11 protein-coding genes are annotated in these 12,185 nt (G+C 40.6%); 4 read left to right on the top strand and 7 right to left on the bottom strand.

Features of this window, described 5'->3' with window-relative positions; genetic code table 11:
* Positions 1–153: 153 nt before the first annotated feature.
* Positions 154–558 carry a YajG family lipoprotein gene (locus HNP77_RS12245; RefSeq protein ID WP_184653800.1) on the bottom strand — a complete coding sequence of 135 codons (405 nt, stop codon included), beginning with the start codon at positions 556–558 and terminating at the stop codon, positions 154–156.
* A gap of 140 nt (positions 559–698) precedes the next feature.
* Between HNP77_RS12245 and HNP77_RS12240 the strand changes: the two genes are divergently transcribed.
* Genes HNP77_RS12240 through HNP77_RS12230 form a run of 3 tightly spaced genes read left to right on the top strand, consistent with a single transcriptional unit; the run spans position 699 to position 3,011 of the window.
* Complete coding sequence (locus tag HNP77_RS12240) at positions 699–1,751, top strand: sensor histidine kinase (RefSeq protein ID WP_184653798.1); 1,053 nt, start codon at positions 699–701, stop codon at positions 1,749–1,751.
* Positions 1,720–2,397, top strand: a complete 678-nt coding sequence (locus HNP77_RS12235; protein ID WP_184653796.1) for a response regulator transcription factor — start codon at positions 1,720–1,722, stop codon at positions 2,395–2,397. Before HNP77_RS12240 ends, HNP77_RS12235 begins: the two co-directional genes overlap by 32 nt.
* A complete protein-coding gene (locus tag HNP77_RS12230; protein ID WP_184653794.1) occupies positions 2,394–3,011 on the top strand; it encodes a hypothetical protein in 618 nt (205 codons plus the stop codon). Before HNP77_RS12235 ends, HNP77_RS12230 begins: the two co-directional genes overlap by 4 nt.
* Positions 3,012–3,290: 279 nt before the next feature.
* On the opposite strand, the gene HNP77_RS12225 is transcribed toward HNP77_RS12230, so the two are convergent.
* From HNP77_RS12225 to HNP77_RS12210, 4 genes are read right to left on the bottom strand one after another with little or no spacing between them, the layout of a single operon-like run.
* A complete protein-coding gene (locus HNP77_RS12225; protein ID WP_184653792.1) occupies positions 3,291–5,447 on the bottom strand; it encodes a beta-galactosidase in 2,157 nt (718 codons plus the stop codon).
* A gap of 21 nt (positions 5,448–5,468) precedes the next feature.
* On the bottom strand, positions 5,469–6,716 hold the full coding sequence (locus tag HNP77_RS12415) for a sugar ABC transporter permease (protein WP_246428944.1): 1,248 nt from the start codon (positions 6,714–6,716) through the stop codon (positions 5,469–5,471).
* Entirely contained in the window at positions 6,716–8,032 is a 1,317-nt protein-coding gene (locus HNP77_RS12215; protein ID WP_184653790.1) for a carbohydrate ABC transporter permease, read from the bottom strand. Before HNP77_RS12215 ends, HNP77_RS12415 begins: the two co-directional genes overlap by 1 nt.
* Before the next feature lie 25 nt (positions 8,033–8,057).
* Complete coding sequence (locus HNP77_RS12210) at positions 8,058–9,260, bottom strand: sugar ABC transporter substrate-binding protein (RefSeq protein ID WP_184653788.1); 1,203 nt, start codon at positions 9,258–9,260, stop codon at positions 8,058–8,060.
* Positions 9,261–9,457: 197 nt separating this feature from the next.
* Here HNP77_RS12210 and HNP77_RS12205 point away from each other — a divergent pair, with 197 nt between their 5' ends.
* Positions 9,458–9,682: a hypothetical protein gene (locus HNP77_RS12205; protein ID WP_184653787.1), complete on the top strand. Its 225-nt coding sequence runs from the start codon at positions 9,458–9,460 to the stop codon at positions 9,680–9,682.
* A gap of 71 nt (positions 9,683–9,753) precedes the next feature.
* Here the strand turns inward: HNP77_RS12205 and araD are convergent, their stop codons facing one another.
* Entirely contained in the window at positions 9,754–10,473 is a 720-nt protein-coding gene (gene araD, locus HNP77_RS12200; RefSeq protein WP_184653785.1) for an L-ribulose-5-phosphate 4-epimerase AraD, read from the bottom strand.
* A gap of 19 nt (positions 10,474–10,492) precedes the next feature.
* On the bottom strand, positions 10,493–12,088 hold the full coding sequence (locus HNP77_RS12195) for a xylulokinase (protein ID WP_184653783.1): 1,596 nt from the start codon (positions 12,086–12,088) through the stop codon (positions 10,493–10,495).
* Between the last annotated feature and the right edge of the window lie 97 nt (positions 12,089–12,185).

Here is a 12,185-nt window from a genome sequence, read left to right as displayed (position 1 = left end):
TGTCGATACAATTCAACACATTTCTTTTTGTATTCAAATGAATAGCGCATAAAAATACCCCTTTTACTTTTGTCCAGTAAAAGGGGTACATATCATTTTTAGCAGTCCTCTCTTTTAGTTATCGAATTAAACCTAAATTATAGCCTTTTTTCTTTAATTTAAAACTTGGTCAAAACCAGGTATCCGAAACTTTATTTCAATATCTTCGTTTCCAATTACTACCGAAGTTATATCACCTTCATAAAACATTTTTCCTTCATAATTTGTACTTTCTGTACGCTCAAGTGTGTATTCGTAGTCATCATCTGAGATATATGTTAAATAGGCAACTGTTGGAAGTTCTACTTCTGTACCTTCTTCCAGGTTTTTATAATCAGGTAAACTGTTCAAAAGATCTGCAAGTGGTTGATCATATCTAGGATCTTCTGCAACAAAAGTAATTGAATACCCTTGAGGCTCTGTAACTGTTGGTTCTTCAGGGTTACTTGACGGATTTGCACAAGAAAAAAGTACAAAAACCATTACCAAAATACTTAAAATCTTAAAAATCTTCTTCATTCGAATCTCCAAAATTATTTAATAATTTTCTCTGCTGGATGATTCTACATCATTCCTTCTAAATTCCTTTGGGACGCTTTCCTAAAATTCTTGGGAAAATTTCCCAAACAAAAACGGGACTTTTGATGTATACTTGGCGCATGAGCAAAAGTGTTGCTTTAACATTGAAGCATGTTTTTAAAATTGAATTACTCATCATCTATGTGGCAATAATCAATTTTGGATTTTCCATTTATTTTAAGACCTGGTCGAATAAAAAGATTTCGGAACTGGATTCTCAGATGCTCAAAATTCAGCTGGAAGAAAACAGCGGTAATTTTAATCATGATGATTTGATAGAAAAACTCACTTACGATTACACGCCTTTTACTTATTTTGATGAAGAATTAAAAACTGAACTTTCAGAGATTATTGAACTTCTGGAAACAAATCAGAACACAATTGAGCCGATAATCACTTTTCAAAACAACATACACCAGACACAGAACCGCCTCAATCTTGGCTACGACACGCTTTTATACTGCTCTCTCATTCTCATTATGATTGCAGTTTTTCTGATTGTAGAAAAATCCTTTAAAAACAGAATTGACCTTCACCGCCTTAAGGTAATGAGTGAAGAACAGTCTAAAATCAGCCGCAACCTTCACGACGGTGTTGCTCAGGATCTTGCGGCGCTTAAGCTTTATCTTGAAAAAGAAGATATTTCAAAATCAAAGTTTTATGCCCAGCAGGCTTTTAACGAAGTACGCTATATGATTGGAACCACCCACCTGAACCTGAACGAAAGCTTTGAAGAAATTGTAAAAAAACTGGCGGCAACGCTTGAAGCAAACTACAACATTTCAACAAAGGTCTATATCGGTTCAACAAAAATTCAGGATTTAAGCGAAAATGTTCAGATTGAACTTATCCGAATCCTGCAGGAAGCTCTTTCCAACATCAGCCGTCATGCAAATGCCAGTAACGTGGAAATCCGTTTTGTAGATGGAATCGATGACTTCCGCTTTATCATAAAGGACGACGGCAAGGGATTTTCGGAAGAAGAAGTTGAACTTAAAAACAAGCAGAGTGCAAAAAAGCATTACGGCGTTTCAAACATCAAAGAGCGCGTGGAACTTTTGGGCGGTACTGTCAACTTTATAAGCGAGGTAGGAACAACAATTGCAATCACAATTAAAGATTCTGTTCGTTGATGATCATGTGGGCTTACGCGACGGCATGACGCAAATGCTTAAAAATAAAGATTCCTCTTTTGATTTTGTGTGCGCAAGTGATTATGAAAGTGCTCTGGAAACCTTAAAGGAAAACCGTGGCATCAAAATTGTCATTCTTGATTTGAACCTTGACGGCAGAAGCGGACTTGAACTGATTCCCGAACTCAAAAAGCTTTCTTCCGACATTTCAATTTTGATTTACACAATGTTCAATGATGTGATTCATGTTGAAAATTCACTCTTGAACGGAGTTCAGGGCTACATCACAAAAGACGCAACAATTGATGAACTTGCCTCTGCAATCACTACTGTTGCCAACGGAAACTCATATTATAATAAGGCTGCAACTGAACTGATGCAGTCGCTTCTTGTAAAACATGGACGCGAACATTACATCACAAATGATTTGAGCTACCTTTTTGATAACTACAAATCACTTTCCAAAAAAGAGCGTGAAGTTTTTATTCTTCTTTCGCAGGATATGCACGTTGCAGACATTGCCAAAAAGCTCGGCAAATCAGAAAAAACTGTCATCAATCAGCGAACCGAAGTCTATTCAAAACTTGATATAAAAGACAGGCACGACCTTCTTGAAAAAGCAAAACTTCTGGGGCTTATAGTATGAGCGGCAACTTAATAAACAGCAGGTTGCCGGACAAAAACTGGACACCGCGCAGAATAATTTTTACAGTTCTCTTTACCGCCGTCTCAATCGGAATAAATTATCTCGGTTCATTTCTGGCGGGATTAATTGCCTTTCCTCTTTATCTTGATTCAGTAATGACAATTGCGGTAACTGCTTTGTGCGGACTTGTACCAGGCTTAATCTGCGCTTTTGGTTCAAATCTTCTTTTGTTCATTTTTGCACACACGGGAATCTTCTTTTCTGCATGTCATCTTTCTACTGCTTTAATAGCCTGGCTGTTTTTCCGCTCAGAAAGAAAAAATCATCCTAACGAAAAACTTCTTTCCGCAGGCAGCTTTATGTGGGCTGGATTTTTAGCCGCAATCAGCAATTCAATTATCGGAGATTCAATTTCGAACTTTGTGTATGGTGCAAACACGTCAATTCCGCAGGTTGATAACGCAGTTCAGGGAATCTACGTCGTAATCAGAAGCCTGCCGGTTGCTGCATACATAGGCGGCACAATCACAAACTTTGTAGATAAACTTGTAAGTGCTACAATTTGCCTTTTTATTTATAGAGGCGTAAAGATAATACAAGTCAAACATAGCTAGCAGAAGTCCACATCAAGGTTCGAGTACTGCCGTACAGCATACGACAATACTCAGACTGCAAAGGGGATGACCAATAAGTTCAAAAAATGTCATTTTCGGGGTCGACCCGAAAATCTATTTAATTACAATACGTCGAGTCAAGGCACGCTAACGCTTAAAGCCTTGACTTCGCCGTTTTGAGGGTTTGTACTACCCCCTCAATACAAGAGATTGCCGCATCAAGTGCGGCAATAACAAACTGTCGAGCACGGCAATGACTTATACTTATTGGACAGCCACTTACAATTCTACTGTAACTGACGTTTCAAGTCCGGAGAGCAGAGAGTTCACCCTGCACAGAGAGTCTCCTGCAAAATCCGGCCAGGTTTCAATAAAATTGACTGTTTTCTGAGAAGCAAGCAGCGGATCAATTTCTATCCGGAATTCATGCGCACCTTTTCCAAATCTCTTAAGATAGATCCTCCACGGAAACTCTTCACCTATATAAATCGAATCATCTTTAAGCATTCCACCTTCATACAGTCTTGCACAGTTTCCGGTATAATTGATTTCTATAAAGGCATCTTCACTTTCAAAGGCTTCAGTCTTTACGGTAAGTACGAGTTTTTCCCCTTCAGTTTTTTCCGAAGATTCCACAGCAAGTTTTCCAGAAGCACCGGTTTTATAAACTGCAAAACCATTCTCATTGCGTACATACTCAAACCCTGCCGGGATGTTTTCAAATGCAGGATAAACCTTTACTTCACATTCCTTTTCTGTCTCAAAATGAAGCAGAATCTTTCCCTCAAGTTTTTCCTGATAAAGAGCAGCATCAGTAATAAAAATAAATTCCTTTCCGCAGCCGGCTTTTACCTTGTGAGCATTAAGAGCATCATCTCTGGTAAGAGTTATTATTTTTATTCCGGCATCTTCAATCTTATCAAAACAGTACAATGTCTTATCAGCATCAGTAATATCCCTTACAGAAGATTCCCCGGCAAAAAGCTTTCCGGCAGGACGGGCAGCACTGTAAAAAACAAAAGCTTTTTCATTAAGGGAACAAAGTGGAGTTGCAAGAGACCAGGCAAGATTATTCTTTCCCACGGCAAAATTAAATGGAAGGAAGAACATGTCTCCGTCAAAAACATCAACCGCAGTAAAATCCACCCCTGCATCTGCATTCTTTAAAACCACGTTTCTGTGATCAGCCATTTTATATCTGCGCTGATAGTTGTTTACAAATACGAATCCTTTCTTTTTACCGCAGGACTTACATTCAGAATACCTCCATGAAGTCCTCAAGGCAGTAAGATTGTCTGCATCCACAGGATTTTCTTCAGGAATATAAGTATCTGTTCCAGCCATAAATTCACCAAAGTCGTGAAGGAAAAGAGAATAAAGTTTTATTTCTCCGTAAGTTGCATTGGGTTTTCCATATTCACCAAGAGGGGCCCTGAAATCGTAATTCTTTACAGGAAGATCATTAATGGAACCTGTAGAAGTATTTTCTTCAAGAGTCGTAAGCTTTCCTTCAGGATTGCAGCCGCCGTGATACATGTAATAGCCCAGAAGATTACAGCCGCTTCCCATCTTTGCAAGACTCATGCCGCCAATATCTTTTCCACGGGCAACAGGACGTCTCTTATAGGTAACCTGAAGTCCGCCCCCCAGTTCCGCGGTAAGATAAGGAAACTTGTTCATGTCAAAAGTAATGCCTTCTCCGAGACCATAATCACTTCCGATTCCGTGGTCATTTCGCTCATAGGTAAAGACATAGTTTACGCTTGGTTCAATTTCTGTTGCACGGGGATCCCATGGAGCTTCACAGTATCCGCCCATTACAGGAAGAAGTCCGCCGGTAACAGCACCGCCCCATCCTGTTGCAGTATAAAGAGGAACATCAAAGCCGACATCCTTTGCCATCTGAGTAAGACGCTTCATGTGAAGCTCGCCTTCTTCACCCCAGAGACCGCCGCAGTGACCGAATTCATTTTCAATCTGAACTCCGATAATCGGTCCGCCGTCTTTAAGCATCAGCCCCTTTACCTGTTCAAAAGTTTCTTCATACAGTTTCTTTACCTCGGCAAAATAAGCCTCACTGTTCGTACGGGCATCAGGACATTTTTTCAAAAGCCAGTCAGGAAAACCGCCGTTCCTTACTTCCGCATGAACCCATGGTCCAATACGAAGAAGCATGGACATTCCGCATTCCTTAATGACTTCGACAAATTTTCTCAAATTACGGCATCCGCTCCAGTCCCATTTATTTTCTTCTTCTTCATGATGAATCCAGATTACATAACTGCTTATAACGTCAACGCCGCCTTCCTTCATTTTAAGAACAGCTTCTTTCCAGTACTGTTCAGGATAACGGGAATAATGAATTTCTCCCATAACAGGGAACCAGCGCTTACCGTCTTTAAAAAGACTTTTACTGTCAAACGAATAAGATGTCATTTTTTTTACTCCAATATTTTTCTATTCTTTTACGGCACCTGATCCCATTGAAACCATCATGCTTCTCTGAGTAAGAAGGAAGAAAATGATGAATGGAATTGAAATAATCAGGGAACCGGCTGCAAATGTCGTGAACTCCTGTTTCTTATCAGAAACAAAACTGAACAGTCCGATTGCCAGAGTCTGTTTTTCAGGACTGCGGAGAACCATCTTAGGGAAAATAAAATCCATCCATGGCCCCGTAAAGCTTGAAATTGCAAGGAACGTGATTATAGGTTTTGTTACAGGAAGAATTATGGTGCTGTAAATCCTGAAATGACTTGCACCGTCAATACGGGCTGCCTCATCAAGATTACGGCTTACAGTATCCATATAGCTTTTTACCATCCAGGTGTTATAAGGAATGTTACCTGCAACATAAACAAGAACCAGTCCCCAGAGAGTATCCAGTCCGCCTATACGGTTAAGAATTACATAAATAGCAATCATGCCGACGAACGAAGGGAAAATCTGAAGAACCAGAAGGCTCATCATAAGCGTCTTCTTAAACACAAAATGAAAGCGGGAAAATACATAGGCACTGATGGAAGAAATAATTACCGTAAGCAGTGCCGTCCACAAAGAAATCACAAGCGTATTCTTAAACCAGAGCCAGTACTGAGTCTGAGTAAAAAGATACTTAAAATGTTTTAAAGTGAAGGCTCCCTTAAAAGTAAAATGAGTTTCCGGTACAGGTCCTGTATCTTTTACAGTAAAGCAAACACTTACTTTTGAAGGAAAAGCATCAGCATTTGCCGCAAGACCAAGTCCTTCTGTAACATATGCCTTTATAAACTCCGGATCCGATGTTGAACCTTTGTATGTTACCGCCTGAGTTTCTGCATCTGTTTCAGGAGAAAGCCTTATTTCATTTTTCCATTCATTTCCTGCAACAGCCGTATACCATTCACCGGCAGCAGCCCCTTCAACTGTAATATCAACACCAAGCACTTCCCTTCCCTTTAATTCAGAAGCAAGGACAAAAGCCTGTATGTTTCCGGAACCGCGGTAAGAATCAGAGGTTTTATCAAAAACAGCACCATTTTTTTCACTGCCGTCATCAACAGTATATTCTCTTGTAAAAGGAACGATGCTCATGTCAGAAATACCTGAACCTGGAGCAAAAGCACCGGCTACTACATAAACCAGCGGATAAAATACTGCTATGGAAATCAAAACAAATACAACGTAAATAACCGTCTTATTAACAATATTACCTGCACGTGTCATTACAGTTCTCCTTCTTTGTAAGCCTTAGTATTCTTAAACTGATAGATTGCAAACGGCGCAAGTACGACAAAGATAAGTACGGCTATTACCGAAGCAAAATCGTAACGCATAAGATTCATTGTAAGTTTATAAATCCACGTTACCAGAATATCAGTTCCACCGGCCCTGGTTGTCGTCGTATCGGCAACAGTCGGTTCTCCGCCTGTAAGGAAGTAAATGATTCCGAAGTTATTAATGTTGTGGGTAAAGCTCATGATGATAAGAGGCATAGTCTGGAACAAAACAAGTGGAAGAGTAATGTGGCGCATTACCTGAGCATTGTTTGCACCGTCAATGCGGGCAGCTTCATACAGATCCTTTGGAATTGCCGTCATAGTTCCCATTGAGAGCATCATAAAGTAACCGAATCCGGCCCAGAGATTTACGACAATACACATTATCTGGGCAAGAGTTGCATCTCCAAGCCACGGAATTACCGTACCGTGCTTTACAATACCGAGAGCCCACAAAGTTCTGTTAATGGTACCGAAAGTTCCGTTAAGCATGTTCTTCCATACAAGCATCGTTATTACGGAAGGAACTGCGTACGGGAGGATAAAAATAAACCTGAATACCGGAGAAAATCTGATTCCGCTTTCCTGCAGCTGAATTGCAACGATAAGCCCTCCAAAGTAACAGGTAAAAGTAGAAAGCACGGCCCAGACTAAAGTCCATACTGCAATGCGTGCAAATCCTGCAGACCAGCCTGTTCCGCCAAAAATCAGGCTTATGAAATTATCAGCTCCTACCCAGTCTACAGTTTTTGCCGGAGTCAAATGATAAGGCGAACTGTAGTTTGTAAAAGCTACGGCAATACTAAATACCAGAGGAACTACAACAAATATAAGAAGCATTACTACACAAGGAGCAATGCCAAACGTAGGGAATGCGTTGTTAAGGCTCTCCGATATTTTCTGACTGGAATACCTGCCTGTCCTGCAGTAAATTCCATATGATTTTTTTGCACTCCGTACCGAAATAACATACAGGGCAACGAAAATGAAAATAAACGCAAGCACAAGAATTCCGTCAATAAGCATGTATGTAGAATTATCACGATAGCGGGCTGCAAGTTCCGGATGCGGATCTCCCAAAGTAATAAGATCTTTTATCTTACCTGCAATAAAAGGAATGCATCCGATAAATCCGATTTCAATAAGGGCAAAAATAATTCCCTTAAGGTATTCTTTCAAATAAAGCAGATGAGAAAGTCCCATAAAGCACACTGCTGTTCTTGTCACTTTCTTTTCTGAACTGCCGTTTAAAGCCAAAGTCATTGTGTTCCTCCGGAAAAAATTTTAATCACTTAGACAAAATCGTACGGTCACAGGCATTAAGTTCTGTCTGTACATCTGCACCGTCCCAGATGTTTTTTGATGCACTGTCCATGGAAGCCCAGAAAGCAGACATACGGTCAATGGAAGGCATCGGGAATGAATAATCAAGCTGTCTGAGGAATCCGCTGATATATGGACTTTCTACAGCTACATCTATTGAAGGGAGCGCACCGGTAATTTCAAACCTGAGCTGCTGCATTTCTGGAGAAATAAGGAATTTTGCAAAATCAGCAGCTATCTTTTCATGATTAGAAAAAGCACTTACATACATTGCACGGGTTCCGCTGAAAGAAGGAGAAGGAGTATCTTCCCCGGGAAGTGCAGGAAGACTAGCTACACCAAAATCAAGACCGGCTTCCTCAAAACTTTTTACATTCCACAAACCAGTTATATACATTGCAACTTTTCCAGAGCGGAATGAATCATCACAAGTGGCAGTTGTTAAATCCGCAGCAGGAACATCAAGAATCGCACTCCTCATATCCTGAAAAAAAGTCATTCCCTGTACGGCATCCTGAGTATTAAGATATGTATGTTCTGAATCCCGACCGTCTGCACCAAAAAGCCTGTTTCCGTTTTTAGACGCAAAAGTAATCGTATAGTATCCGGAACCTGCATCCATCATAAAACCGTATTTACCTGGATTTTTTGCATTAAACTCCCTGCACCAGTTAAGAAGGCTGCTCCACTTCTGAGGAACATCCTTCTCAGAAATATATTTTTTATTGTAGAAAAGCGCATAAGTTTCTGCACTGACAGGATAACCGAACATAATATCGTTGTACGTAACAGCCTGGGAACAGGAAGCAAGAACCTGTTCCTTTAATCTGTCCGGATCTTCCACGGCAAAAACCAGGCCCATATTATAAAGTTCACCAAGTTTATCATGAGGCGCTGCAAAAAGATCAGGTCCTACCCCTGCAGGAGCATCCAAAGCAACCTGACTTACCGCATCACCAAGTTCTACATTTACAAATTTAATCTTTACATCCGGATGAAGTTCTGAATAAGCTTCCCCCGCTTTTTTTATAAACTCATCCGGGCCGCCTAAAGATTCCCAGACTGTAATGGTAATCCTGCCGTCATCAGTTTTTTTCATATCCGGCAAAGAAAGCCATACAAGGGCAGCAAGAAAAATCACAGAAACAACTATAAACCTTCTGCTCATAATCTCCTCCATAAAGCAGATTTTTTAAATCAACACGTTTATTTTACACGTGTTGATTAAGAATTGTCAAATTTAAAATTATTTTTTTTTATTTCCTGAACGTATGAAAAGGTTTTCCTTGTATTCTGAAAAATTCTGGCATACAATTATAGAAAACCTAATTAAAAATACATGGATTTTTTTTGGAGGCTATATATATGGCGGAAGCAAGCATATCTCTTTCACAGGATGACCTGGATAAACTTTTTAGGGCTCACACTGCTGAAAAAAAAACTTCCGGAATTGTAACTGACTTTTGTGCAAAAATTCGCAAGAATATTAAACGGAATACAGCCAGGGCAGGAGTTACGGCTCCATCTGAAATAACCGGCTGCCGCGTAACCCAGGAAGAAGTTGATTCTCTTTTTAAGACCTGCATCTAAAAAAAATCCCGGAAACCTGAACTGATTTCCGGGAAAGTAATAATTCCTTCTATAAATAAAGTTAAAAAACCTTACTTTGACTGACCGTAATATGCATTAGGTCCGTGCTTTCTCAGATAATGCTTCTGAATGATGTAATCAGGAAGAGGAGCTGCAGCAGGATTAATTGCAAGAGTATTCATTGCCATGTGGCTTACTTCTTCAAGAACTGCCGCATTGTATACAGACTTATCTGCAGTAGCACCCCAGCAGAACGGACCGTGACCGCCTACAAGAACCATGTTTACTTCATTTGGATTAAGCTTAAGTGAACGGAAATGACTTACGATAAGGTTTCCTGTTTCTTTTTCATAATCATTCTGAACTGCTTCCTTTGAAAGATATGGAGTACATGGTACTTCAGTCTGAATGTGGTCAGCATGGGTTGTTCCGAAAAGCGGAACCGGCTTTAAAGCCTGAGCCCAGGATACTGCATAAGTTGAATGAGTATGAATGATTCCGCGGATATTTGCCTTATCTGCAACAGCAAATTCCTTATACAAAACTGCATGAGTAGGAGTGTCAGAAGAAGGCCTCAAGGTTCCTTCGACAACTTTTCCTTCAAGATCAACAACAACCATACTGTCTGCAGTAAGTTCCGGGTAAGGAACTCCGCTTGGCTTTATGGCAAATACACCCAGTGCAGGATCAAAGGCACTTACGTTTCCCCATGTATAAAGGGCAAGATGCTGTGCAGGAATCTGCATGTTTGCTTCAAATGCTTCTTCTTTTAAACTCTGATATTTTGACATTTTTTTCTTACCTCCGTCATTAAAGATTTTCTACGGCAGCTCTTTCTGCAGCAAGTCCCTTCTTATAGTTTTCAAGGAATGCATTGAATCCTTCAACATCTGCAGCTTCCGGTTTTACAGTTTCTATCTTTGCAGATGCAAATACTTTTGATTCAAGATAACTGCTAAGGGATTCTCCGCCTCCGTTAAGGACATAAGAAGCAAGAACTGCCATTCCCCATGGACCGCCTTCACCGGCAGTACTCATTGCACTTACAGGAGTGTGCATTGCAGCAGCCATAAACGGAAGACCGACGCCTTCTGTCTTAAAATAGCCGCCATGTCCCGTAAGACGTTCAAGAGGAACCTTTTCTTCAAAAAGAACATCCATTCCAACTCTGAGGGCTGCAAGAGCAGTAAAAAGCTGGCTTCTCATAAAATTGGCAAGGTTAAGCTTTGCATTCTGAGTGCGGACAAAAAGCGGACGGCCTTCAGTAAAGCCCGTAATGCTTTCTCCGGAAATATAATTGTATGGAACACATCCGCCGCAATCCTTGTCTCCGCTAAGAGCCGCTGTAAGCATGGCCTGATAAAGTTCGCCCTTATCAAATTTGGCACCAAGAAGCGTTGCAGCTTCTCCAAACATCTTAATCCATTTATCATATTCACCGGTACAGTTGTTTCCGTGAACCATGGCAACAGGTTTTCCGTCCGGAGTTGTAACAACATCTATAAGCCCCAGATATGTCTTTGCAAGAGGCTTTTCCAGAACAACCATGCTGAAAATTGAAGTTCCGGCACTTACATTACCAGTGCGTGGTGCTACGGAATTTGTAGCAGCCATACCTGTTCCGGCATCTCCTTCAGGAGGAGCAAGAACACAACCGGCTTCAAGAGTTCCGTCACGGTCAAGCCATGCAGCACCTTCCTTTGTAAGAACACCGGCTTCCTTTCCGGCAGGAAGAACTTCAGGAAGAATTCCCTCAAGTTTCCAGCTGAAATTTTTATCTGCAACAAGATTATCAAACTGAGCAATCATTGCACTGTTAAAGTTTCCTGTTTTGTCATCAATAGGGAACATTCCGGAAGCATCTCCTACTCCCAGAACTTTCTTACCTGTAAGGATCCAGTGAACATAACCTGCAAGAGTTGTAAAGAAAGCAACATCCTTAACATGAGGCTCATTATTAAGTATTGCCTGATAAAGATGAGCAATGCTCCAGCGTTCAGGAATCGGGAAATTAAAAAGCTCAGTAAGGGCTTTTGAAGCTTCACCGGTAATAGTATTGCGCCAGGTTCTGAATGGAACCAGAAGTTTATCGTTTGAATCAAAGGCAAGATATCCGTGCATCATGGCACTGATACCGAGAGCTGCAAGTTTTGTAAGCTTTACACCGTATTTTTCTGCCACATCTTTTTTCATTTCTGCAAAGGCAGTAGAAATTCCGTTATGGATTTCATCCAGTGAATAAGTCCAGATACCGTCTACAAGAGAGTTTTCCCAGTCAAAAGCTCCCCCTGCAACAGGTTCATGCTCACTGTTAATAAGAACAGCCTTAATTCTTGTTGAACCGAATTCAATTCCCAGAACAGCTTTTCCGCCGGAAATTTCCTCGATGATTTTTTCTTTAGTCATAAATCCCCCGTAAAATCAAAAAGTGACTGAAAATTTACTGCAGCCATTTTATGAAAACCTTTTCTTAGATTTTAATCCGTATAAAAATTTCCTTCAA

This window comes from Treponema rectale, assembly GCF_014202035.1.
Lineage (GTDB): Bacteria > Spirochaetota > Spirochaetia > Treponematales > Treponemataceae > Treponema_D > Treponema_D rectale.
The sequence above is the reverse complement of the archived record's forward strand: the minus strand, read 5'-3'. Positions and strand labels throughout refer to the sequence as shown.

What these genes read in the sequence shown, in the direction of transcription:
- HNP77_RS12210 (WP_184653788.1), bottom strand. Translation starts at nt 9,260, where the DNA reads ATGAGCAGAAGGTTTATAGTTGTTTCTGTGATTTTTCTTGCTGCCCTT.
- HNP77_RS12245 (WP_184653800.1), bottom strand. Translation starts at nt 558, where the DNA reads ATGAAGAAGATTTTTAAGATTTTAAGTATTTTGGTAATGGTTTTTGTA.
- HNP77_RS12415 (WP_246428944.1), bottom strand. Translation starts at nt 6,716, where the DNA reads ATGACACGTGCAGGTAATATTGTTAATAAGACGGTTATTTACGTTGTA.
- HNP77_RS12225 (WP_184653792.1), bottom strand. Translation starts at nt 5,447, where the DNA reads ATGACATCTTATTCGTTTGACAGTAAAAGTCTTTTTAAAGACGGTAAG.
- araD (WP_184653785.1), bottom strand. Translation starts at nt 10,473, where the DNA reads ATGTCAAAATATCAGAGTTTAAAAGAAGAAGCATTTGAAGCAAACATG.
- HNP77_RS12195 (WP_184653783.1), bottom strand. Translation starts at nt 12,088, where the DNA reads ATGACTAAAGAAAAAATCATCGAGGAAATTTCCGGCGGAAAAGCTGTT.
- HNP77_RS12205 (WP_184653787.1), top strand. Translation starts at nt 9,458, where the DNA reads ATGGCGGAAGCAAGCATATCTCTTTCACAGGATGACCTGGATAAACTT.
- HNP77_RS12230 (WP_184653794.1), top strand. Translation starts at nt 2,394, where the DNA reads ATGAGCGGCAACTTAATAAACAGCAGGTTGCCGGACAAAAACTGGACA.
- HNP77_RS12240 (WP_184653798.1), top strand. Translation starts at nt 699, where the DNA reads ATGAGCAAAAGTGTTGCTTTAACATTGAAGCATGTTTTTAAAATTGAA.
- HNP77_RS12215 (WP_184653790.1), bottom strand. Translation starts at nt 8,032, where the DNA reads ATGACTTTGGCTTTAAACGGCAGTTCAGAAAAGAAAGTGACAAGAACA.